At 55.4% G+C, this 21572-nt stretch carries 21 protein-coding genes; 10 read left to right on the top strand and 11 right to left on the bottom strand.

All coding sequences use genetic code 11. The features are described 5' to 3' along the window. The first annotated feature begins 4 nt into the window (after window positions 1-4). A complete protein-coding gene (locus tag A11S_RS08570) occupies window positions 5-2263 on the top strand; it encodes a CHASE2 domain-containing protein (protein WP_015468116.1) in 2259 nt (752 codons plus the stop codon). Between the two features lie 3 nt (window positions 2264-2266). Here the strand turns inward: A11S_RS08570 and A11S_RS08565 are convergent, their stop codons facing one another. Further along, window positions 2267-5827, bottom strand: coding sequence for an FG-GAP-like repeat-containing protein (locus A11S_RS08565; protein WP_015468115.1), 3561 nt, complete (start codon window positions 5825-5827; stop codon window positions 2267-2269). A 261-nt stretch (window positions 5828-6088) separates the two neighbouring features. Next, complete coding sequence (locus tag A11S_RS08560) at window positions 6089-7330, bottom strand: EAL domain-containing protein (protein ID WP_015468114.1); 1242 nt, start codon at window positions 7328-7330, stop codon at window positions 6089-6091. A 193-nt stretch (window positions 7331-7523) separates the two neighbouring features. Here A11S_RS08560 and A11S_RS08555 point away from each other — a divergent pair, with 193 nt between their 5' ends. The 7 genes from A11S_RS08555 (at window position 7524) to rodA (ending at window position 14200) form a co-directional block, all read left to right on the top strand. Further along, window positions 7524-7916 carry a DUF3307 domain-containing protein gene (locus tag A11S_RS08555; protein WP_015468112.1) on the top strand — a complete coding sequence of 131 codons (393 nt, stop codon included), beginning with the start codon at window positions 7524-7526 and terminating at the stop codon, window positions 7914-7916. 130 nt (window positions 7917-8046) lie between these two features. After that, a complete protein-coding gene (gene ykgO, locus A11S_RS08550) occupies window positions 8047-8172 on the top strand; it encodes a type B 50S ribosomal protein L36 (RefSeq protein ID WP_014103402.1) in 126 nt (41 codons plus the stop codon). Between the two features lie 162 nt (window positions 8173-8334). Then, a complete protein-coding gene (locus A11S_RS08545) occupies window positions 8335-9375 on the top strand; it encodes a rod shape-determining protein (protein WP_014103401.1) in 1041 nt (346 codons plus the stop codon). 288 nt (window positions 9376-9663) lie between these two features. Continuing rightward, the gene (gene mreC, locus A11S_RS08540; protein WP_235067685.1) at window positions 9664-10539 is read left to right on the top strand and encodes a rod shape-determining protein MreC; all 876 of its coding nucleotides are present in this window, start codon (window positions 9664-9666) and stop codon (window positions 10537-10539) included. Between the two features lie 6 nt (window positions 10540-10545). Then, window positions 10546-11070: a rod shape-determining protein MreD gene (gene mreD, locus A11S_RS08535; protein ID WP_235067675.1), complete on the top strand. Its 525-nt coding sequence runs from the start codon at window positions 10546-10548 to the stop codon at window positions 11068-11070. Window positions 11071-11096: 26 nt separating this feature from the next. Further along, window positions 11097-13070: a penicillin-binding protein 2 gene (gene mrdA / locus A11S_RS08530; RefSeq protein WP_015468109.1), complete on the top strand. Its 1974-nt coding sequence runs from the start codon at window positions 11097-11099 to the stop codon at window positions 13068-13070. Further along, window positions 13070-14200 carry a rod shape-determining protein RodA gene (gene rodA / locus A11S_RS08525; protein ID WP_015468108.1) on the top strand — a complete coding sequence of 377 codons (1131 nt, stop codon included), beginning with the start codon at window positions 13070-13072 and terminating at the stop codon, window positions 14198-14200. The genes mrdA and rodA overlap by 1 nt, the downstream gene beginning before the upstream one ends. A 73-nt stretch (window positions 14201-14273) precedes the next feature. Here rodA and grxD read toward each other — a convergent pair whose 3' ends face one another. The 4 genes from grxD to A11S_RS08505 all read right to left on the bottom strand — a co-directional run bounded on the left by grxD (window position 14274) and on the right by A11S_RS08505 (window position 16300). Continuing rightward, complete coding sequence (grxD, locus tag A11S_RS08520; protein WP_015468107.1) at window positions 14274-14612, bottom strand: Grx4 family monothiol glutaredoxin; 339 nt, start codon at window positions 14610-14612, stop codon at window positions 14274-14276. 41 nt (window positions 14613-14653) lie between these two features. Beyond that, complete coding sequence (locus A11S_RS08515; RefSeq protein ID WP_014103393.1) at window positions 14654-14893, bottom strand: BolA family protein; 240 nt, start codon at window positions 14891-14893, stop codon at window positions 14654-14656. Between the two features lie 80 nt (window positions 14894-14973). Further along, window positions 14974-15462: a hypothetical protein gene (locus tag A11S_RS08510; RefSeq protein ID WP_015468106.1), complete on the bottom strand. Its 489-nt coding sequence runs from the start codon at window positions 15460-15462 to the stop codon at window positions 14974-14976. A 517-nt stretch (window positions 15463-15979) separates the two neighbouring features. Beyond that, entirely contained in the window at window positions 15980-16300 is a 321-nt protein-coding gene (locus tag A11S_RS08505; protein ID WP_015468105.1) for a DUF1476 domain-containing protein, read from the bottom strand. A gap of 123 nt (window positions 16301-16423) precedes the next feature. On the opposite strand from A11S_RS08505, the gene purC reads away from it, so the two are divergent. Both purC and A11S_RS08495 read left to right on the top strand, forming a co-directional pair. Then, entirely contained in the window at window positions 16424-17311 is an 888-nt protein-coding gene (gene purC, locus A11S_RS08500; RefSeq protein WP_041802623.1) for a phosphoribosylaminoimidazolesuccinocarboxamide synthase, read from the top strand. Window positions 17312-17341: 30 nt separating this feature from the next. Continuing rightward, window positions 17342-18241 (top strand): HAD family hydrolase, encoded by a 900-nt coding sequence (locus A11S_RS08495; protein ID WP_015468103.1) that lies wholly within the window; start codon window positions 17342-17344, stop codon window positions 18239-18241. A 3-nt stretch (window positions 18242-18244) separates the two neighbouring features. Here the strand turns inward: A11S_RS08495 and A11S_RS08490 are convergent, their stop codons facing one another. From A11S_RS08490 to A11S_RS08470, 5 genes are all read right to left on the bottom strand, one after another. Then, on the bottom strand, window positions 18245-19003 hold the full coding sequence (locus tag A11S_RS08490; RefSeq protein WP_015468102.1) for an NAD kinase: 759 nt from the start codon (window positions 19001-19003) through the stop codon (window positions 18245-18247). Next, entirely contained in the window at window positions 19003-19689 is a 687-nt protein-coding gene (locus tag A11S_RS08485) for an orotate phosphoribosyltransferase (RefSeq protein WP_015468101.1), read from the bottom strand. Before A11S_RS08485 ends, A11S_RS08490 begins: the two co-directional genes overlap by 1 nt. A 16-nt stretch (window positions 19690-19705) precedes the next feature. Continuing rightward, window positions 19706-19942: a hypothetical protein gene (locus A11S_RS08480; protein ID WP_041802621.1), complete on the bottom strand. Its 237-nt coding sequence runs from the start codon at window positions 19940-19942 to the stop codon at window positions 19706-19708. 69 nt (window positions 19943-20011) lie between these two features. After that, window positions 20012-20989, bottom strand: coding sequence for an adenosine kinase (locus A11S_RS08475; RefSeq protein WP_015468099.1), 978 nt, complete (start codon window positions 20987-20989; stop codon window positions 20012-20014). Window positions 20990-20993: 4 nt separating this feature from the next. Next, window positions 20994-21515, bottom strand: a complete 522-nt coding sequence (locus A11S_RS08470) for a PH domain-containing protein (protein ID WP_015468098.1) — start codon at window positions 21513-21515, stop codon at window positions 20994-20996. Window positions 21516-21572 lie beyond the last annotated feature (57 nt).

Genomic DNA, 21572 nt, shown 5'->3' with positions numbered 1-21572 from the left:
GCTGATGATGCGCCTTGCCATCAATCGCTGGTTCCATTTGTGCCTGCTGCTGGTTTTGGTGGCGGTGGCTGTGGGGTTGAGTTTTTCCAACGCCCGCTGGCGGCAGGAAATTCGTCATTTTACCTTTGATTACTACAATATTCTGAAGCCACGCGATCCCGGCAATAATGTGGTGATTGTCGATATTGACGAAGCATCAATGGCGCGGCCTGAATTGGGGCAATGGCCCTGGCCGCGCGATGTGCTGGCGCAGTTGGTTGAGAAATTGAATGAGCAGGGCGCGTTGGTCATCGCGTTCGATACCGTTTTTCCTGAACATGATCGGGTCAGCCCGCAACGTCTGCTCTCTTATATACCGACGGAAGACGGGGCCGGTGATTTGCGCGCAGCGATTGAGAAATTGCCCGATAACGACACGGTTTTCGGGGACGCCATCGCCAAGGCGGGCAATGTCATTACCGGATTTTCCTTCGTCACCGAAGAAACCGGCAATCGGCCCATGCAAAAAGCCTTTTTCAGCCAGAAAAATGCTGAGCGTTACGTCCGTATCATGAACAATGCCACGGTCAATTTACCCGTGATTAGCAAAGGGGCCTATGGCGAAGGCAGCTTCTTCGTTACGGCGGATACCGATGGCGTTATTCGTCGCGTGCCGATGGTCGTGGCGATGCAGGATCAGGGCAAGGATGGGGGTGATATATCCTTCTTCTATCCGTCCTTGTCGTTGGAGGTTGTGCGTTATCTGTTGGGTGAAAAGGCCCTGTCCATTGAATTGGCGGATGAGCGGTTTGCGGAACTGGATTCCAGCCGCTTCGGGGTAGAGGGGCTACGCTTCCTGAAAAACAAGGTTCTGATTCCCACGGATGCACAGGGCAATTTCCTCGCCTATTTCGCCAAGTCGCGCGACGATTGGTATGTGTCGGCGGCCAGCGTTCTGGATGGCACGGTCGATCCGTCCCTGATCCGCAGTAAAATCGTTTTGATCGGAACCAGCGCCATCGGACTAAAAGATATCCGGGCCACGCCATTGGACGTATTCCGTCCGGGGGTTGAGGTTCACCTGAATATTATTGACCAGATTTTGCAGGAAAAATTCCTGCACCGCTCAATCGAGGTTGAGGGGCTGGAGGCTGTGGCCATCCTGGTCGCGGGGTTATTGATCGTCGGCTTGGCACCGTTTATCGGGGCCTTTGGTCAGGCGGCGATGGTGACCCTGCTGGTCGGGGGTGGGGTGTATGGCGGGTGGTATGCCTTCCTGAATCATGGCCAGTTGATTGATGTGTTTTATCCGTCCCTGGCGCTGGGCGTGATTTTTATGGCGTCCGCCTTGTTGGCCTATATCCGGATGGAGGCCGATCGCCGCCAGATTCGTCAGGCGTTTGGCCTGTATATTTCGCCCGACTATATGAAGGAGCTGACCAACGACCCGGACAAGCTGCGTTTGGGCGGGGAAGTGCGTGAACTGTCCATCATGTTTACGGATATTCGCGGCTTCACCAGTATTTCCGAACGGTTGAGCCCGGAAGAGCTGATCCAGCTGATGAATGATTTCCTGACGCCGATGTCGTCATTGGTCATGGAAAATCGGGGCACCATCGACAAATATATGGGGGACGCCATGATGGCGTTCTGGAACGCGCCGCTGGATGACCCGGACCATGCGCGCCGCGCCTGCCTGACGGCGTTGCAGATGAATGACGCGCTGGCCCCGATCAATGCCGCATTGGCGGAACGGGCCGCACAAAATGGACAAAAGCCCTTGGTCTTGAGCGCGGGAATCGGCGTCAATACGGGCATGACATCCGTCGGCAATATGGGATCGAAACAACGTTTTGCGTATTCTGCTTTGGGCGATTCCGTGAACCTGGCCTCGCGGCTGGAAGGGCAGACCAAGGCTTATGGTGTGCAAATTCTGGTGTCGGAGCGTACGAAGAATGCGGCGGGGCCTTTGGCTTTTGTCGAACTGGACTTGCTGCGCGTGAAGGGGAAAACAGAACCCGTGCGCATCTTTACGTTGGTCGGTGATGAATCCTATGCCATGACGCCAGATTTTATGGCTTGGATGGTCGCGCATCAATCCATGCTTGATCTGTACCGGGCGGCGGATTTTGACGGTGCGGAACAGGCCTTGGTTCAGGCGCGGTCGGCATCGAATGCGCAGATGAACGGGTATTATGATGTATTCCTGTCCCGTATTCGGACCTTAAAAAACAACCGCCCCGGCGATGGCTGGGACGGTGTTTTTGAAGCGACGTCGAAATAGGCGTTAGACGGTCACAGCGACGTTTGTGTCGACATATAATTGGTACCCACCCATTTCAAACACATTGTAATCGGTTCCGCCAACGCTGGATGTTCCGGTTTGCGTGAACCCGGCATTGGTCAGGGATTCAACCGTGCCGCCTTCATATAATTGCAGGGATCCGCTCAATGTTCCTTCGGTGTTGATATAAAGCTGGTTATCGGCCGATTGTTGCAACAGTTTGAAAATGTCGGCCATGTCCATCTTTAATGTGCTGGACGCCTGCATCAAGGTGATTTCCTCGACGTTCATCAGGCTGTTGCTGCTCGCCCCTCCATCGGCACCGCTCAGGTCGATCAAGCCGGAACTGTTCAGTTTAACCTGATCGTATCCCGACCCACCATCAACGTGACGCGTGTTGGCCGAGAAGAGGGTGATCACGTCATTCCCGGCACCGCCATTAATGGCAACGTTCGAAAATGTCCCGCCATCCGACAACGTGTCATTGGCGTTCGTTCCAACAACGGCCTGACCCGCGGCCGTGGCCGTTGCGTTTGTTCCGGTGACCAGGGCTTGCCCGGTGGACGTCAAACCGCCATCGGATTGTCCGTACATCAGGTATAATCCACCATCACCACCATTGCTGTCCGGTGTGCCAATGGCGAAATCATCATATCCGTCGCCGTTCAAGTCGCCGAGCGCGGTGATCTCAACATCAAATGGGTCGGTCGTGGGGTTGCCCAGTCCCAGAGCCGGGTCGGCCAGATTGATGCGAATATGTTCGTATTGGTGTTTTTCCAATGTCAAATTATCCAGATCAATCGAACCTGCGACACCGGCGCGACCGTAAACCACGTAAATATCCATCGTGGAATCGGTGCGAACGGCAACCGCCATGTCATCGCGCCCATCACCGTTATAATCACCAACACTGCCGCCGCCTTCAATTTTTGAATTGGCGTCGCTGGCCGTAATGCGTAAATCAGACACGGTACTGATCGTTGTTGTTCCACCGGCGGTGAACGTTTTTCCTTCACCAAAGACCACGTGAATTGTGTCGGTTCCGCTTTCATAAATGGCGAAATCGTTTTTATACCCGCCGTTCATGTCGCCCAGATTGATCAGGCCCAATCCGCCGTCGGATCCGGTCTGCAACCCGGTGATTTTGAACGGGGTGGCCGTGTTTAATGTGTTGCCGCCGTTATAAATCCAGACTTCACCGTTCATGGCGCCGGCTGTTTTCGGTACTGTAACAGCGAAATCGTCAAATCCATCCTGATTCAAATCGCCCAGGCTGGCGGCTTCACGGCCCAGATTGCTGTTTGTCGACGGACCGTTGATCACGTAATCCGGCGTGGTTGTCAAAATATTGCTGAAATCACTGCCACCCAGATAAATTCCGGCCTTACCATAGACGGATGCACTGGGGGAGGTGATCATCACATCGGCATATCCATCGCCGTTAATGTCGCCAATACCAATTGCTTCATGGCCAAAATGGCTTACGCCTGACGATCCATCGACCCCGGATGTGGTGCCATTTCCGCTGATCAATACGGCGCGGCCTTCGCCACTGGATGTGTTTCGGCCACCGACGATATAATCCAAAAGTCCGTCGCCATCCACGTCACCGACCCCGTTGATCGACAGGCCCTCGGTGTTGTCAAATCCCAGTGTTGACAGGCTGTATTGTGAAATGTTGCCGCCATTATCGTCCAGGAACAACGTATTGTTGCTGGCAAAAATGTAATTTGCGGTGCCATTTCCATCCGTATCGCCGACGGCGGCCACCGCTTGGGCGTGGTGTGATCCCGCGGATATGGACGGGATATACCGTCCATCGGCTGTGGACCCGGCCCCCAGAATATCGTTCAGGGAAATATCGGCCTCATCCATAACCGGGGCGGTGTTGGCCGTGGATGCCGTGCGTCCAGAGGATGGCTCGGTCACGGTCACGCTCAGATTATAAGTCTGGTTGGCCAGTAGATGCAGGGCCCCCGCGGGGGTCAGAACGATATTGGCTGAATCCGGACCCGTGGATACCAGCTGGAACAGTGGATCCCCACCGCCGCTTAAGGGGGAATTCAAAACAAAGTTCAATGTTTCAGTATAGGCCACGGTTGTCGACACCGTCCCGACAACAACGCCGGACAGACTGATATCGCTCAGGTTTCCAAGCATGTTCAGGTTCAGGGCCAAGGTCGGTGGTGGCGGTGTTGTCACACTCCCGCCGCCCGAACCCGTTCCCGTATCCGTGCCCGTGTTGGGCAGGACAGACGGATCGGTCGGGCTGGTTGTGTCCGTTGGTCGTGTTGTGATGGCGGGCGCGGTGTTGGTTGTTGTGGATCCCAAGATCCCGCCCGTTGTGTTTACAATCGTCCCAACGGTGTTGCCGACTGTTCCTGTTGCGTTGGTCAGTGTGGTGCCCGTATCGGCGGCGCGGTCAAACCCGCTATCCAGTCCGCCGGTCATGCTATCATCACCGACCAGAGCTGTGTCTGTCTTGGGGGCAACGTTCAACGCGCCATCTTGTTGCGGGGCTGTCTCTGCCGGGGTGCTTTCCTGTGCGGCACCGTCATCTTCACCCTCGGGAACGGTCGTTTCGGACGCGTCCGGTGCGGCGGCATCGGCCGGGGCCTCGCCTGCGGTGTCCGCGGATGGGGCATCACCCGTCCCAAAGGCGCTGAACAACGTACCGGATACGGATTTTACGGCACCGTAATCATCGGTCACGCGGTTGGCATCCAGCGTGCCTTGATAGGCGGGTTCGCTGTCCTGTCCGGTCAGTGTGACGGTTTCGAATTGTTCGGCCAATGTGCGTTCACCCGCTTCGGTGCGCACGACGATGGCCCCTTCGACCACGGTGATCTGGCTCTGACCGCTGGGGTCGATATCGCCCATGATGGTTGTGCCGCGAATACCGATGGACCCGACAGGGGTGTCGATTGTCACGTCATCCGGATCTTCACGTCCGATCAGTCCGGACGTAAACACGAACACGCCTTTCAAAACCGAGAAATCCGTTTTCCCCGATCCACTGGCCGGGTCGAAAATATATTCGTCAATCGCCAGTTTGGCGTTTTCGGATACGGCGAAGCTGGTTTCATCGATGAAGGTGATATTGACCGCACCATCACCCTGCGTTTCAATCACGTCACCCTGGAAAACTTTCGTTCCCAGCGTGATGGTTTCGGTTGTGCCATCGGCGCGGGTAACGGTTGCGTTGCCATTCAATTCGGTGATTTCGCCAACAGGGCTGACGTCATCGACGGAGCCCATTTGCGCGTATTGTCCTGCGGTTTCACTGTGAACAAAAGATTTGACCATCGCGGGGCTGAGGATGGCGCCATTCGGGCTGCTCAACACGGGGGCGGTGTCGGCGCTGAAATAATTTTCGATGGTGATGGTTTGGCCATCATCATTGCGCAGGGTCAGGTCTTGCCCGTCGCGCGTCATCGTTACATCCGTGATGAAGCTGGAATCCGGCAGATCGATTTTCGTCTGTCCGCTGGCATCGATTGTTTTCACTGTTCCCTGATCGGAACTGGAAACGCCTTCGACACTGCCATCAATATTCCGTGCCATCTTTTAAACCCCTTTGATATTCCCCAAATTCACCCGCGAAATCCCCATTTGATCCGCGATGCACACGATGCGGACGGGTGCATACACCTGTGCCGCATTCTCCCATTATCCCGGACATTGTTTAATTTCGTGTAATTATTGTCCTGCATTTTATTGAAATCTTTGAAGGACTTGAGGCGGATATAGATAAAATTTTATCCATTAAAAAATCCGCAGAAAACCTGCGGATTTTAATGAGAATTCAAAAGCGTAGGGCGCGTGTTACGCCCGCAATTTGACCGGCTGATAATTGCGCAGGAACTCGATGACGTCTTTTTCCGGCATCGGTTTCGCAAAATAGTAACCCTGCACCTTGTCACAGCCCATATCCTGCAACAGGCGGGCTTCTTCAACAGTTTCAACACCTTCGGCGATAATCGACATTTTCATGTTTTTGCCCAGCCCGACGATGGATTTAACCAGTTCCAGGCTTTTTTCATCCCGCTGCATCGCGCGAACGAAGCTTTGGTCCACTTTCAACGTATCAATCGGGAAGTAGTAGAGATAGCTGAGCGAGGAGTATCCCGTCCCGAAATCGTCAATCGCAATGCCCATGCCGGCATCTTTGCACATCTGCAACATCGCTTTGGCGTTATCCGGTTGCTGAATCAGCAGGCGTTCGGTGATTTCCAAACGGACCTGTGTCGGCAGGACATCGCTTTCGCTGATGATGTTATAGAGGTGGTCGATAAAATTCTCCGACGCGAAATCGGTCGAGGAGAAGTTGACGCTCATATACATTTCGCGATCGGCGCCAACGCGGGCCTCGATCCGGCGCAGGGCGCGACATGATTCACCCAGCGCCCAACGGCTGGCCTGAACAATCAATCCATTCTTTTCGGCGATGGGAATAAAGACGCCGGGGGAAATAAATCCCTTCTCCGGGTGGATCCAGCGCATCAACGCTTCGAACCCGACAACATTGCCGCGCGTCAAATCAATGATCGGTTGATAGTGCAGGGACAGTTCGCCCTTTTCCAGCGCGGTTTGAAATTCGTTGGCGATTTTGATGGATTCAACAACATCGGCTTTTTCCGCCAGATCCTGTTCCAGCATTTCTGGGGGCGGGAATGAATCGCTGTCGTGTAAAATATCGGCGCGTGTCAGCGTATCGCGATACCGGGTCAGGATCACCTGCATAATCATTTGCATGACCGGATCGGTGCCGGTCAGGCGGCTGGTGAAATCCTCCATCGTGATTTCCAGCATCTTGCATGGTTTCAATGCGCGCACGGTTGCGGTGCGGGGTGCGCTGTCAACAATGGCCATTTCGCCGATCAATGCGCCGGGACCACGCGTGCCCACGTGCTGAACACGGCCATCGGGTTTTTCGATCAGAATTTCGACGGTGCCTTCTTCGATGATATAGGCGCAATCGCCCGCATCACCCTGGCGCATGATGATTTCGCCGGTGTCAAAGCTGCGTTTGGAATGGCTGGCGCCGTTTGAATCGGATTTTGTCAAAGTCGAAGTCCGCAGGTTTTGAAGTGATGGTCGCAACAGAGTATTCGGGCATTTCCCCCACACCATAATGGGGCAGGTCGGTGAATGGATGGTTAACAAAACGGGTGCAATCGTACGAAATCAATCCTTTGCTGGACGGCATCGCAGATTGCTTCCATAATTATATGCAGGGGCCGATGACGGGGACATATGTATGACATCGTGGGTTATTCTTTTACCGCTGCTCTATATCACCTTCCGTGCCAAGCAGTTTGCGGGGGATTTCCTGCTGCAAACCGACTGGATGGCGATGAACAAGGGCGCGCCCGGGCTTGCGGGCTATACGGCTCTGGCGATCCATGCGGTTATTCATGGGGCGATGACATTTTTGATAATGTTGGTCTTCGCGCCGGGCCTGTGGTGGCTGGGATTGGTGGATTGCGTGGTGCATGGAACGATTGACCGGACCAAGGGGATGGTGACCCGCCGGTATGGCTGGGGCCCGAATGACCGATGGTTCTGGTGGTCGTTTGGGCTGGATCAGGAGGCCCATAACCTGACTCATTTCGCTTATATCATGCTTGTTTTACTGAGCGTGGCGGCCTGATCCTTCCTAATGCTTTGATAAACATACGTTTTCTTTCTTAAAAAAGTCGGGCAGGAACGCTTGACAGGGGGGCGGGCGATGGCTATTGTGCGGCCTCTGTAAGAATTTTGGACATATATGGAATTGTGCCATGAAAGTCGTGAACTCGCTGAAAACGCTGAAATCCCGTGACCGCAACTGCAAAATGGTGCGTCGCCGTGGCCGCGTATACATCATCAACAAGAAAAACCCGCGCATGAAAGTGCGTCAGGGCTAATTGCTCTTGTGACACAGGATCAGAGGCTGGGACACTGTTGGTGCCGCCAGCCTTTTTTCATGTCCGCAATAATGAAGAAAAGCAGGTGAAAAGCCATTTTTTCTCTGCTATACAGGATAAAGAAGACCATCCCTCCTTTCTCGATTTTTCGGACCATCATCCATGTTCTCTAAGCTTTTCGGTTTTATGTCGAATGATATGGCCATCGACCTTGGCACGGCCAACACGCTGGTTTATGTGCGTGGGCGGGGCATTGTTCTGAACGAACCCTCCGTTGTGGCCATTTCCATCAATGGCGGGAAAAAAGATATTCTGGCCGTCGGGAACGAGGCCAAGCAAATGCTGGGCCGGACGCCGGGTAACATCGTCGCCATTCGCCCGTTGCGCGATGGCGTGATCGCCGACTTCGAAGTGACCGAAGCGATGATCAAACATTTTATTCGCAAGGTTCACAATCGCCGTTCATTCGTATCACCGAAAATGGTGATCTGTGTTCCGTCGGGTTCCACCGCCGTTGAACAGCGCGCGATTATTGAGTCCGCTGAATCCGCTGGTGCAAACCGCGTTGGATTGATCGAAGAGCCAATGGCCGCAGCCATTGGTGCAGGCCTGCCGGTGACGGAGCCATCGGGTTCGATGGTTGTTGATATTGGTGGCGGCACGACCGAAGTGGCTGTTATTTCATTGGGCGGAATCGTGTACGCAAAATCCGCGCGCGTCGGCGGCGACAAGATGGACGAAGCCATCATCGCCTACACACGCCGCGTGCATAATTTGCTGATCGGTGAAAGCACGGCCGAGCGGATTAAAAAAGAAATCGGGTCGGCATGTCCGCCCGCCGATGGCGAAGGCCGTCAGATGGAAATCAAGGGCCGCGATTTGATGAACGGCGTGCCGAAAGAAATCATGATCAGCGAACGCCAGATCGCCGAGGCTCTGGCCGAACCGGTCGGTGCGATTGTCGAGGCGGTGAAGGTTGCGCTGGAACACACGCCGCCGGAACTGGCCGCCGATATCGTGGACAAGGGGATTGTCCTGACCGGGGGTGGGGCGCTTCTGGGCAACCTCGACCACGTCCTGCGCCATGCCACCGGGTTGGCCGTGACCATTGCCGACGACCCGCTGTCCTGTGTGGCGCTGGGCACCGGCCATGCGCTGGAAGAGGAAAAGGCCCTGAAAAACGTCCTGATCGGCAGTTACTGATCGCGTTGGCCAAGGAATTTAGAAAATCCGGCTGTCCCAGGGGCGGCCGGGTTTTTTATTGGCTGGCATTTTACATACATTTGAAATCAATACGCACCGTATTTGAATCGATGGTCGTGGACGATTGTTAAAATTTCCGGTAGATTAAACATTGGAAGGTCTTGAAACGGCTTTCATATTTGTTTTACCTCTTTCGGTGTAATTTTCTCTTCAGGAATATCATTTCGTCCGTCCGAAAGGGGCGCTTAAAAGGTCAGGGTTTTGAGAATACGCACACGCAGCAGAGGAATGACCCGTTTACTGTCCCTTCGTTTGTGGGGAACGCGGACTCCGTCGCTCGTCTTTCTCGCCACTGGCGTGATCCTGTTTATGGCATCGGCAATGAACCCGGCAACGTTGCAGGGGGTTCGTCTGGCCGCGACCGATGTGGCCGCGCCGTTGATGGCCGCGGTGAACACACCGTTCCGTGTGGCGGCTGATTATGTGACGGCCGTGACCGGCCTGGCCGAATTGCAGGCGGAGAATGAACGCCTGAAATCCGAAAACGCCCGTCTGCGCGAATGGTACCAGACGGCGCTGAGCCTGAAATCCGAAAATGAATCGCTCCAGCAATTGCTGAACCTGAAATTGCCGCCGCCGTATACTTATATTACGGCCCGCGTGATTGCTGATGCGGGGAACACGTTTGCCCGCAGCCTGTTGATCCTTGCCGGACAGAATGATGGCGTGATCAAGGGGCAGGCCGTGTTGTCGGGCGAGGGGCTGGTGGGCCGTGTGATTGAATCCGGTGGCCGTGCGGCACGCATTTTGTTGCTGACGGACATGAACTCCCGCGTGCCGGTGGTTATTGAAGGATCTGACATCAAGGCGATCGTTGCCGGGCAGAACAGTTCAACGCCCGCGCTCATTCATTTGCCGCGCGATCATGAATTACAGGCTGGTGCCCGCATCGTGACATCGGGCCATGGTGGCTTGTTTCCGCCGGGTGTTCCGGTTGGATATGTTGTTCTGGGTGATAATGGCCAAGTGAGTGTTCAATTGCTGGCGCAGGCCGATAATCTGTCCTTCGTTCGTATCATTGACCGTGTACTGGAACGCACCGTTCTGGGCAATCTTGCGGAAACGCCTGCAGTTCTCTCTCCTGCTGCCGCGCCTGCGCCTTGATCCATCATGCGAAGACGCCGTTCGCGACAAATTTCAATCACCAGCATTGATGCTGCCCTGCGGTTGACGGTTCCGTACATCCTTCTGGCTGTATTGTTCCTGTTGAACGTGACGGCTTTGCCCGTGCCTTACATGGGCGTGGTGAAACCGTTTTTGGTGTTGATGCCGGTTTATTATTGGGCTGTGTATCGCCCGACATTGATGCCGCCGGCGTTGTGTTTCATCGTGGGCATTTTGCTGGACATGATTTCCGGTACGGCGCTGGGCGTGAATGCCATCTCGTTTGTTCTGGTCCAGATGGTTGTGCGCGATCAACGCCGCTTCCTGATGGCGCAGCCATATATCACAACGTGGGCTGTTTTCTCATTTGTCGTTGGCGGGGTGGCGTTGTTGCAATGGGGGCTGTATGGTCTGGTTGATATGGTCTGGGGACCGTTGATGCCGGTCATGGTGGCCGCGGCCATGACGGTTTTCCTGTTCCCGGTGATTACGTTGTTCCTGATTTTGACCCACCGCCTGTTGCCCTCATGAAACGCAGACGTGACAAGGACCGGTCTATGTCGTTTACCCGCCGCGCGCTGCTGATCGGCGCGATGCAGGGCGGGTTGATGACAGTGCTGGCCGGCCGTCTGGCCTGGCTGCAGGTGGTCGAAGGGCATCGTTATAAGACTCTGGCCGAAAACAACCGGATTAACGTTAAATTGCTGGCGCCGTCGCGCGGTTTGATCCTGGATCGCTATGGCGTGGCGCTGGCGGAGAACAGCCAGAATTTCCGTGCGTTGGTCGTGCCGGAACAAACCACCAATCTGGAACAGGTTCTGAACAATGTCGCCCGGCTCATCCCTTTGAAAGAGGGGACGGTACAGACCGTTTTGAAAACAGCCAAAAAATCCCCACGTTTTGCATCGCTGGAAATTCGCGACAATTTGTCGTGGGATGAAGTGGCAACGATTGAAGTCAATTTGCCTGATTTGCCCGGTGTGTCGATTGATGTGGGCGAAGTACGCTATTACCCGTTGGGTGAAGCGGTTGCGCATATGATCGGTTATGTCGGTGCGGTGGACAAGGCGGACCAGAATACCGATGATCCGTTGTTGAAAATGCCGGGATTTAAAATCGGCAAGACCGGGCTGGAGAAAGTTCTGGACGGTGAATTGCGTGGCCGCGCCGGTGCCGCCGAGGTTGAAGTCAACGTGGTCGGACGCGAAGTGCGTGAGCTCAGCCGCAAACCGGGAGAGCCGGGCCGCAATGTGACCTTGACCATTGATTCGGAATTACAGGATTACGTGCGTGAACGCCTGTCGGCTCAGCGTTCGGCATCAGCGGTCATTATGGATGCGAAAACGGGGGCGGTGTATGCCATGGCCTCCGTCCCGTCTTTTGATCCGAATGAATTCAGCCGGGGCCTGACTCCGGAAACATGGAACCGGTTGCTGGCCGATCCGGGCGTGCCGCTGAACAACAAGGCGATCGGTGGGCAATACCCACCGGGATCAACCTATAAGATGATCACAGCCATGGCGGGTCTGGAAAGCGGTGCGATTACGCCGGGTCGCCGTGTATTTTGTCCCGGCCATTTCAATATGGGCGATACGCGATTCCATTGCTGGAAACAAGGCGGGCACGGCAGTGTTGATCTGGTGACGGCGCTGGCGCAATCCTGCGACACGTATTTTTATCAGGTGGCGCTGGATATCGGCATCGACAAGATTGGCGAAATGGCCAACCGTTTTGGGTTGGGCGTGATGCTGGATACCGGTTTGGCCGAGGAACGCAAAGGTTTGATCCCGACACAGGCTTGGAAACGGTCCCATTTGGGTCAGCCATGGCACCGGGGTGAAACGGTTGTGGCCTCGATCGGGCAGGGCTATGTGCAGGCCACACCGTTGCAACTGGCCGTGATGACGGCGCGTCTGGTGAATGGCGGTCACGCGGTTATGCCGCAACTGACGGCCATGATCGGCGATGTCCCGGTAGAGAAGAAAGAATGGCCGTCCATGGGTTTCAACCCGGCGCACCTGGCGATTGTGCGTGATGGCATGGAACATGTCGTGATGTATCCGCGCGGCACAGCCTACGGCTCCCGTATCACGGTTGAGGGAATGGAGATGGCCGGTAAAACCGGAACATCACAGGTTCGCCGCATTACCAAGGAGCAGCGCGCGCTGGGGATCAAGAACGAAGACCTGCCATGGAATCATCGTCACCACGCGCTGTTTGTCGGATATGCGCCCTATAATGACCCACGCTATGTCGTGTCTGTGGTGGTGGAGCATGGCGGCGGGGGATCGGCTGTGGCCGCGCCGATTGCCAAGGATCTGATTTTAATGGCGCAACAGCGTAATCCGGCGGCGCGGGTTGTTTCGCCGGATGGCCATGGGGCGGTGCCCGCACCGATGAAGGTGAACGCCACCACGACATTGAACGCGGACCCGGCGGATGCCGATGTCGATTTTGAGGACGAGGTCGCACCAGAATCCGAACCGGTTACACCTGAAACCGAACCATCACCAGAGCAGGGGGCGGGATAATGCTCGGCAGTTTTGATCTTCAATCCGGCCCGACCCTGTCGCAAAAGCTGACCAATATGAATTGGGGGCTTATTGTCCTGATTTCGCTGGTGGCCTTGATTGGGATTGCGGCGCTTTATTCCGCGGGGAATGGTATGGATCCGTGGGCGTCGCGCCAGACGGTTCGCTTCGTTTTCTGTATGGTGGCCATGATAATCGTGGCGCTGATTGATCAGCGTTTTTGGTACAACATGTCGTACCTGATCTATGCCGCCGGTTTTGTCATGCTGATCTTCGTCGAATTTATGGGACAGATCGGCATGGGCGCGCAGCGCTGGATCAATCTGGGCTTTATACAGATCCAGCCATCGGAATTGATGAAGCTGGCTCTGGTGATGGCGCTGGCCCGGTATTTTAACGGCGCGCGATCCGAAGATTTGCGGCGTCTGACCTTCCTGATCCCGCCTGCGTTACTCATCCTTGCGCCTGTCGGGCTGGTGTTGTTGCAACCGAACCTGGGCACGGCGGTGATGCTGGTGGTGGACGGGGCGGCGTTGTTCTTCCTGGGTGGGGCGCCGATCTGGCTGTTTATCGTTGGCATTGCGGCGGGGTTGGCGGCGATTCCGCTGGTCTGGCATTTCTACATGCATGATTACCAGAAACAGCGGGTGCTGACCTTCCTTGATCCAGAGGCCGATCCGCTGGGGTCTGGCTATCACATCATGCAATCGAAAATCGCGCTGGGGTCTGGCGGGATTGAGGGCAAGGGCTTCCTGAATGGCAGCCAGAGCCACCTGAACTTCCTGCCGGAAAAGCAAACGGATTTTATCTTTACCCTGTGGGCCGAGGAATGGGGGCTGACGGGTGGGTTGGTGTTGCTCGGGCTGTTGTTGTTGATCTTCATTTATTGCGGATGGATTTCGTTCCGCTGCCGTCATGTTTATGGGCGTTTGCTGGCCTTTGGTTTGATGGTGAACTTTTCCCTGTATGTGTTTATCAATATTGCAATGGTGATGGGGTTGATCCCGGTTGTGGGGATTCCGTTGCCGCTGGTGTCCTATGGTGGAACATCCATGCTGGCGGCCATGATCGGGTTTGGTTTGGTCATGTCGGCCAATATTCACCGTGACAGCAAACTGCCACGAAACTGACGTGGTTGCGATGGAAACAAAAAAGGCCGGATCAATCCGGCCTTTTTGATATTCAAAATCTGAAACAGTGCGATTATGCCGCGTCGCTGAAGGCCACGCCCTTGTCGCGCAACAAATCCTGCAATTCACCGCTGGCGAACATTTCGCGCATGATGTCGCACCCGCCGATGAACTCACCCTTGACGTATAATTGCGGAATGGTCGGCCACTGGGCGAAATCTTTGATCCCCTGACGGATGCCGCTGTCTTCCAGAACATTGATGTCCTTGAAGGCGATGTTCAGTTGGGTCAAAATTTGTGCGGCCGCCGCGGAGAAACCACATTGCGGGAACACGGCGGTGCCCTTCATAAACAAAACAACATCATTGGCGGTAATTTCGCTGCGGATGCGGTCAAAAACAATATTATCCATTCCTCGTCACTCTCTTTCTCTACGCAGTGTTTCTGATTCTATTATTCTTCTGGCGGGACTGCGGTCTGGATTGCCAGCGCATGCAGCTCGGCCCCCATTTTCCCCTGAAGCGCGGCATAGACCATCTGGTGCTGTTGCACGCGGCTTTTCCCACGGAAGGATTCCGACACGATATAGGCCGCATAATGGTCCCCATCGCCGCGCAAATCGGAAATTTGAACCTGTGCATCGGGGATGCCTTGGCGGATCAAGTCTTCAATGGCGGCGGCGGTCATGCCCATGGCGTTACTTTCATCCTTCTGATCGGTTTAGCATACTCATGCGCTCGAAAATGCGCAAGTTTTCGTGCCTTTTCCGGATGTTAAATAGAAACTTTGGAATAGCTTTCCAGCTCTATCGCCTGTTTATCCATGATTTTCGGAACCACTTTGAACCCATACAGGGCCGCCGTGGCGACCATGAACAGCAGGGCCAGAATGATCAGCCGATAACCCCGGTCCTTCATCGCGTCCAGAAAATCGTCGGAGAGGGCGGCCTGGGCCCGGTGGCGGCGGGCGTAGGCCACGCCCGGTAACAGGGTCATAATCAGCGCCAGAGGGATGTTGACCACGAACAGCACGCATAAACAGGCCATCCACCACACCAGAATGGCGGTCCGGCCGCGCCCGGTAAACAGGCGGTCGGCCTCCCGCGCCATAAAGAAAACGATGCCGATCATCGCCCCGATCAGGCACACATTGTTCAACGGGTAATCGGACACGGCACCTCCGACCAGCATGAGGGCCGCGACGGAGAGCGGAATATCCAGCTTGATGCCGCCTTTCAGCGTGGGGAGGGAGAATGTCGCCATGTCTGTGCGCCTAGCCTTGTGCCTGTTTTTAAAGGGTATTTAAGCCATAGCAAGGGAATCGGTCCGACGGAAGCGGCTTGCGAAGGTCTCTGTCTGGCTGGCTTATTCTTTCATCCTACCATCCCGGTTCGCAAAACGCGAAAAACGGGGGCGGGGCGGGGGTGGTTTGGGCGGTGAAAAAGGGCGAAAAAATGGCATGATGCGCCGCAAAAGACCGAATTTTCGGAAAAAATGCTTATATTCGCAACTTTATTACGTGATTTTGCGACGAAAGGATGGATTATTGCTTGCATCCCCAGCCCCGCTTGGCTAACAATTCTCCCATACCAAATTTGAAGAGGTGGTCACGCCCTGTGCAAAAGTCCGCAAGAGAGACTTCCCACAGGCGCACGTTCGAAGGTTATGGGTCCGCTGAAGAGACCCAGCCGCGAGTTGGACTAGGGAACACAAAGTAAAAAACCGAATACAAAAAAGCCCCGTTTTACGGGGCTTTTTTAATTGTTCTGCGGTTCCGGGTTTATTCCGCCATGATCTGCTCTTTGGCGGTTTGGCCGCACTGGTCCAGCATGGTGTCCAGCATGTGGTCGGAAATATCCAGGCCCTTGGCATCAATGTCCGGGCGGACCTTGCGCTTCACATCGTCAAATCCGGCTTCTTCCAGGTTGGCGGCCACGACTTCGCCGGCATAGGTGGTTGCGTCCGCGCCGGTCAGGCCCAGCTGTTCCGCGACCCACAGGCCGAACAGCTTGCAGGTGCGGGCCTCGACCCGGAAGCGCAGGCCTTCGTCATGGGCGAATTTGTTTTCAAAAGCGTCCTTGCGGTCATTAAAGCTCGACATACTGTCCGGTCCTCTTGATCGGGGTTAAAAATGCGAATTTCGGGGCAAATCTAGCATTTGAAAGCCGCTGAATCCATGGTTATATAGGGGCCTTATCGACCTCATTCTGTAAAGTTTGTGCCCATGATGTGGAACAAAGACCCGCGGACGTCAAGACGTCGCGTGATTTATGAAGGTGCGGCCAAGATTATCTATGAAGGACCGGAACCGGGAACGGTGATCCAGTATTTCAAGGATGACGCCAGCGCATTCAACAATTCCAAAAAGGCCGTGATCGCGGGCAAGGGCGTGTTGAACAACCGCATTTCCGCGCACCTGATGACGCGTCTGGAAACGATCGGCATTCCGACCCATTTCCTGAAATCCATCAACATGCGCGAACAATTGGTGCGGCAACTGGACATGATCCCGTTGTCGGTGGTTGTGCGCAATATTGCCGCCGGCCCCGTGTGCCAGCGTTTGGGTGTGAAAGAGGGCACCATCCTGCCCCGTCCGGTGGTGGAGTTTTATTATAAGAAAGCCGAAAGCGGCGACGCGCTGGTGAACGAAGACCACATCATCGCGTTCAACTGGCTCGACCCGTATGAGCTGGATGAATTGCTGGCTATGGCATGGCGGATCAATGATTATTTGAACGGCCTGTTCACGGGCGTTGGTTTGCGCCTGGTCGATTTCAAATTGGAATTTGGCCGGATGCACGGTGAGTTCGGGGAATTATATTTGTTCCTGGCCGATGAAATTTCGCCGGACAATTGCCGTCTGTGGGATGCGCAAACGGGCGAGAAGCTGGACAAGGATCGTTTCCGCCATGATCTGGGGGGCGTGATCGAAGCGTATCAGGATGTTGCAAAGCGTCTGGGCCTTGTGCCACAGACGGGCATTATTGATGGCGGCAACATCAACGAACAATTGGCGGCATCCTTGGCCACGATTGAAAATGATTTGGGGCAGGAACGCCAATTGCGATCCATCCCCAAAGGTCCGACGCCGGGAAAACCGCGCAAGGCTTAATTGGCCAACTGAATTGAACAGGGTATAAAAATGGATATTAAAACATTGATTGATCGCGTTTCCACCGCCATCCGTGCCGGGGAACGCGTCCAGATTTTTAGCGATTTTGACGATACGCTGTGCCATTCCGGCAATGACCCGTTGCGCGCCAAGATTGATCGCAATGCGCTGGTGGGGATCCGGTCGCTGATCAATCATACGAATGTGTCCTTTACGATGATTACCGGGCGGTCGGCAACGAATATGCTGGCCCGGTTGCCGGTTTCAAAAACAAAGCCGCCCTTTCACATTATGGGCAGCCACGGAACGGAGTTGATGCGAGCCGGAGGGACTGTCATTGAAAAACTGCCTTTGCCATCCGGGGCCGATTACATCATTGAACAGTTTAACAAGGTGGCGGGGGCGCTGGGCGCGCTGACGCCGGGGCTGATCGCGCATTACAAACACGGGTGCGTGAATATTGATGCGCGCAATATGGTTGATACAAATCCGCAAGTGCGTGCCGCCATTCTGGCCGAGGCGCGTGGCGCGTTTGAGGTCATCCTGCAATCGCCGCACCATCCGGTGGTGAATGGTGAAAAAATATTCGTGATCCACAGCGATACGGAACATGACGTGACGGTGTTGTCCGAAGTGTTCAACAAGGGCTATGCGATTGATAATGCCGATTATGTGGATCGCAACGCCCTGACCATTTTTATGGGGGACAGCCTGTCACCCGGTGGCAATGATCGTGCGGCGGCGTTGCTGGTCAGCAACGCGGAAAAATTCCCGCAAGGCGTGGTGGTTCAGGTGCGCAATGGCCGGGCCCCGGATATCCGGCGGACCGCGACGGATGGTGGAGCGGATATTATCCTGAACCACCCGTCGGAAACGGGATTGTTCCTGTTGCATGCGGCGCGCGCGGCCAAGGCGAAACCCACGCTATAGGCCTTACGGCTCAAATTGTTCCCGCAAAATCCGTTCGTCCAGCATATGGTCGGAATCATACAGGATTGTGAACGGGGTGGTGTTGTCCTGGGCAATGTCCACCTGCACCACGTCGCGCATCTCCGTGTAATCGGCGGTGGCGCTGACCGGGCGTTTTTCGGCTTCCAGAATTTCAAAGCGGACTGTGGTATGGCTGGGCAACAATGCCCCGCGCCAGCGGCGTGGGCGGAACGCGCTGATCGGTGTTAAGGCCAGCACGTTGGCCGACATCGGAATAATCGGCCCGTGGGCAGAGAAATTATAGGCCGTTGATCCCGCCGGGGTGGCGACCAAAACGCCATCACAGATCAATTCCGGCAGGCGTTCCACACCATCCAGCGCAATGCCGATCTTTGCCGCCTGACGGCTTTGACGCAGCAGGGAGACTTCGTTAAACGCCAGCGCTTCAATCGTGCGGCCGTTTTTGTCCTTGGCGATCATTTTCAACGGATACAGTGTGATGGCGCGCGCGCCCTGTAACCGGTCCAGCAGATTGTCCGGGCGGTAAGGGTTCAGCAGGAACCCGACCGATCCGCGGTTCATGCCGTAAACCGGCTTGTTGTGTTTCAGCGTTTTATGCACGGTTTCCAGCAACGTGCCATCACCGCCCAGAACGACAATGACATCGGCATCCGCCACGCCGGTCTGGCCATGGGCGGCGGTCAGGGTGCGGATGGCATCCTGCGCTTCATCGGTGTCGTTGGCTGTAAAATGAATCCGCATCAATGGGAAATTCCTTCTTTCACATGGCCGCCATGGGCGTTGGACCAGTCTTCCGGCGCGTGCAGGAATTTTTCAACTTCATCCAACGTGGCGGTGTCAAAATAATTGCGATCCCGCGCCACGGCCAGAACGTCCCAGAACGTGGTCAATGCGTGCAATGTCACGCCCATGGCCTTCATGTTGGCCTCGCTGGACGGGAAGATGCCGTAATGGAAAATGACGAAGGAATGGTTGATCGTGGCCCCGGCGGCGCGCAGCGCGTCGATAAAGACTTTCTTGCTGGCACCATCGCTTTGCATGTCTTCGACCAGAAGGGCTTCCGCGCCTTCTTGGTCCATACATCCCTCGATCTGGGCCATGCGGCCAAAGCCTTTCGGCTTTTTACGGACATACAGCATCGGCTTGTTCAACCGTTCGGCGATAAACGCGGCGTAGGGAATGCCCGCCGTTTCGCCCCCGGCGATATAGTCCACATTCGGGCATTGCGTGCGGATGATGTCGGCACCGAAATCCATCAATTGCGTGCGCTCCGCCGGGAAGGCGATCAGACGGCGGCAATCGGTATAGACCGGGCTGGCGCGGCCGGATGTAAAGATGAAGGGCTGTTCGACGTTGAACAAAACGCTTTTGGTATCCAGCAAGATTTGCGCGGCGATGCGGGCGATCTCTTTACGGTCTGTGTTCATGTCCTGATCCGTGTTTTTAAAAAACGTCCCATGACTTTAACCGAACCAGCCGTGCGTGCAAGGCGGCGATCCGGTGGCCGAGGGATTCATCCATCGTCCCCATGCGGCGCAAACGCCGTTGGGCACAAAACAAATCCCATAAATCGACGGACAGGGATGGGGGAGGGCCATAGAGCGCGGGCGGGGCCGCGCGGGTTTGAAGGTGCCGTGGGACGGGGCCGTCATAGCGGGCGTCGGATACAGGTGATAACATGAAATTAGGATATAATTCCTACGCCTAAAAGTCAAGGCGGGCATCTAAAGCGTCAGTGGAATCGTTGTTTCAGGCAGCCAGCGGCCGGGCGCCCGGCTGGCGCAGGATTTCGGTGGCGTGTTGCATGCCCTGGGCACAGCAGGCTTCCAGATCCAGCCCCTCGACCAGTCCGGCGATAAATCCGGCGGAGAATTGGTCGCCCGCGCCGACCGTATCGACGATGTCGGCGGGTTTCAGGTGGACGACGGATGGGATGCGCGAAATTTTTCCCTGATGGATCAGGGTCACGCCGCGATCACCCATGGTGATGACGCAGGACTGGCCGGAGGCCAATGCGGCGTTTTCCATCGCCTCGATGCTGTCGGTGTTGAACAGCACCTTCATCTCTTCATGGTTGCCGACGATAAAGGCCAGGCGATCGCCCATCAGCGCGGTGATCAGGTCGCGGTGGTGGCCGGTGACTTCGGTATCCACCAGATTGAGGATGATGCGCGTATCATCCGCCGCATATTTATCCAGCACGGCATGAACCATCGACGGCTTATCCGTTCCGGCGGTCATGCGGAACATGTTGGTTTCGATATAGACGATCAACGGGCGCGATGTGTCGCGGTCCGGCAGCGTGTTTTCAGGCAGGAACCAGCTGGCCATATCGGTGGCCAGCACGAAACTGCGTTCCTTGTCCGGTGTGATCAATGTGATGCACAACGACGTATGTTTTTTCACATCCGTCACCGGGTGATAGGCAACGTTGTACGATTTAAAACCGTTGCGGAAAATATCGCCGTAAAAATCGGTGCCGATCATGCCACAGAAGGTGGTGTCGACATCTTCCAGCCCCAGGCCACAGGCCGTATTCGCCGCGCATCCGCCGGGCAGATAGAACGGGCGGTTCAGATAGCCCATCAGATTGAGGAGGGCGTCGCTGCTCAAAACCGTCGTCGTGCCCTTGTCCAGATTGTGGCGTTCCAGAAATGAATCATCGACATGCGCGATGACATCAACATTGCAAACGCCGATACAAAGGGCAGCAGGGGTATTCGACATAGTGTTACGCGTCCTGATTTTTTATTTGCGCGTCATCGCGCGCATTCAATTGGTGTTCCAGCGCCGCACGGAATTGGTCCGCGTTGGCGATAAAGGGGATCATCATCACGCGGTTACCCGTACCGGTAACGACAACGCTGGCATAGCCCAGCAGGCGGCCCATGATGGTGCGGGCCAGTTGCACGCTTTCGATCCGGTTCATCTGCACCTGCACCGTGTCCAGATTGATGATGCCGAAGCGGATAATGACGTTTTTGTTGGTCAGGGCCAGCAGAAGGTAATGTTTGGTCAGCGCGGCATAGGCAAAGGCCAGCGCTGTGATGATCAGCATGAAAACGCCCAGATTAAACACGCTCAGCAGCAGAAGAAGGCTCAGGCCCCCCAGCGCGGCGGCCTTCCAGTAAATGCCGTAATGGATCTGGCCCATCAGGGTCAGGGTTTCACCATCGCGCAACAGGGTGCGGACGTACAAATCGCTGCGGCTTTCCTGGTTTACCGGGCGTGTGTTGTTCCGGACTTCGGTCATGGCGATGCTCTCCACTCTCGGGTTTCGCATGGTTTAAAGGGTTTTATTCCGGCGGGC

The sequence above is a fragment of the Micavibrio aeruginosavorus EPB genome (assembly GCF_000348745.1).
GTDB classification, from domain to species: domain Bacteria; phylum Pseudomonadota; class Alphaproteobacteria; order Micavibrionales; family Micavibrionaceae; genus Micavibrio; species Micavibrio aeruginosavorus_A.
This window is presented reverse-complemented; position numbering and strand designations above follow the sequence as displayed.

Bases quoted from the DNA above. Each gene is read 5' to 3' on its own strand.
- A11S_RS08495 (WP_015468103.1), top strand. From the start codon at position 17,342: ATGGATATTAAAACATTGATTGATCGCGTTTCCACCGCCATCCGTGCC.
- A11S_RS08505 (WP_015468105.1), bottom strand. From the start codon at position 16,300: ATGTCGAGCTTTAATGACCGCAAGGACGCTTTTGAAAACAAATTCGCC.
- A11S_RS08510 (WP_015468106.1), bottom strand. From the start codon at position 15,462: ATGGCGACATTCTCCCTCCCCACGCTGAAAGGCGGCATCAAGCTGGAT.
- A11S_RS08515 (WP_014103393.1), bottom strand. From the start codon at position 14,893: ATGGGCATGACCGCCGCCGCCATTGAAGACTTGATCCGCCAAGGCATC.
- rodA (WP_015468108.1), top strand. From the start codon at position 13,070: ATGCTCGGCAGTTTTGATCTTCAATCCGGCCCGACCCTGTCGCAAAAG.
- ykgO (WP_014103402.1), top strand. From the start codon at position 8,047: ATGAAAGTCGTGAACTCGCTGAAAACGCTGAAATCCCGTGACCGCAAC.
- A11S_RS08555 (WP_015468112.1), top strand. From the start codon at position 7,524: ATGACATCGTGGGTTATTCTTTTACCGCTGCTCTATATCACCTTCCGT.
- A11S_RS08490 (WP_015468102.1), bottom strand. From the start codon at position 19,003: ATGCGGATTCATTTTACAGCCAACGACACCGATGAAGCGCAGGATGCC.
- grxD (WP_015468107.1), bottom strand. From the start codon at position 14,612: ATGGATAATATTGTTTTTGACCGCATCCGCAGCGAAATTACCGCCAAT.
- A11S_RS08570 (WP_015468116.1), top strand. From the start codon at position 5: ATGATGCGCCTTGCCATCAATCGCTGGTTCCATTTGTGCCTGCTGCTG.
- mreC (WP_235067685.1), top strand. From the start codon at position 9,664: ATGACCCGTTTACTGTCCCTTCGTTTGTGGGGAACGCGGACTCCGTCG.
- mreD (WP_235067675.1), top strand. From the start codon at position 10,546: ATGCGAAGACGCCGTTCGCGACAAATTTCAATCACCAGCATTGATGCT.
- A11S_RS08485 (WP_015468101.1), bottom strand. From the start codon at position 19,689: ATGAACACAGACCGTAAAGAGATCGCCCGCATCGCCGCGCAAATCTTG.
- mrdA (WP_015468109.1), top strand. From the start codon at position 11,097: ATGTCGTTTACCCGCCGCGCGCTGCTGATCGGCGCGATGCAGGGCGGG.
- A11S_RS08480 (WP_041802621.1), bottom strand. From the start codon at position 19,942: ATGTTATCACCTGTATCCGACGCCCGCTATGACGGCCCCGTCCCACGG.
- A11S_RS08470 (WP_015468098.1), bottom strand. From the start codon at position 21,515: ATGACCGAAGTCCGGAACAACACACGCCCGGTAAACCAGGAAAGCCGC.
- purC (WP_041802623.1), top strand. From the start codon at position 16,424: ATGATGTGGAACAAAGACCCGCGGACGTCAAGACGTCGCGTGATTTAT.
- A11S_RS08565 (WP_015468115.1), bottom strand. From the start codon at position 5,827: ATGGCACGGAATATTGATGGCAGTGTCGAAGGCGTTTCCAGTTCCGAT.
- A11S_RS08475 (WP_015468099.1), bottom strand. From the start codon at position 20,989: ATGTCGAATACCCCTGCTGCCCTTTGTATCGGCGTTTGCAATGTTGAT.
- A11S_RS08545 (WP_014103401.1), top strand. From the start codon at position 8,335: ATGTTCTCTAAGCTTTTCGGTTTTATGTCGAATGATATGGCCATCGAC.